This window comes from Actinoplanes auranticolor (assembly GCF_018332655.1).
GTDB lineage: Bacteria > Actinomycetota > Actinomycetes > Mycobacteriales > Micromonosporaceae > Actinoplanes > Actinoplanes auranticolor.
Window position 1 is genome coordinate 1 of the sequence record NZ_BOQL01000092.1, and the last position, 611, is coordinate 611.

Annotated in this window: 1 protein-coding gene; it reads left to right on the forward strand. The window is 70.0% G+C overall.

All coding sequences use genetic code 11. The features are described from left to right. Positions 1 to 611, forward strand: a 611-nt coding sequence (locus tag Aau02nite_RS44240) for a SigB/SigF/SigG family RNA polymerase sigma factor (RefSeq protein WP_212994696.1), incomplete at both ends; no start/stop codon positions are given.

Sequence of the window (611 nt, forward strand, 5' to 3'; positions counted from 1 at the left end):
GAGGCCTGGCTGCCGCTGGCCCGCCACCTCGCCCACCGCTACTCCGGCCGCGGCGAGCCCACCGACGACCTGGTCCAGACCGCCACCGTCGGCCTCATCAAAGCCGTCGACAAGTTCGACCCCGAACGCGGCGTCGACTTCGCCGGCTACGCCATCCCCACCATCATCGGCGAGATCAAGCGCCACTTCCGCGACCGCACCTGGTCCGTACGCGTCCCCCGCCGCCTGCAGGAACTGCGCCTGGCCATCACCGAGGCCAACAGCACCCTGACCCACACCCTCGGCCGCTCCCCGCAGGTCAGCGACATCGCCGTGCACCTCGGCGTCACCGAGGAAGAAGTCCTGGAAGGCCTCGAAGGCGCCCGCGCCTACAACGCCACCAGCCTGTCCACCCCGATCAGCGCCGACGGCACCACCGAACTCGGCGACACCCTCGGCGGCGAGGACCACGAATTCGAACTCGCCGAGACCCGCGTCGCCCTCGGCCCCGCCCTGGCCCTGCTCGACGAACGCGAGCAGAAGATCCTCACCCTGCGCTTCTACGGCAACCTGACCCAGTCGCAGATCGCCGACCAGGTGGGCATCTCCCAGATGCACGTCAGCCGCCTGCT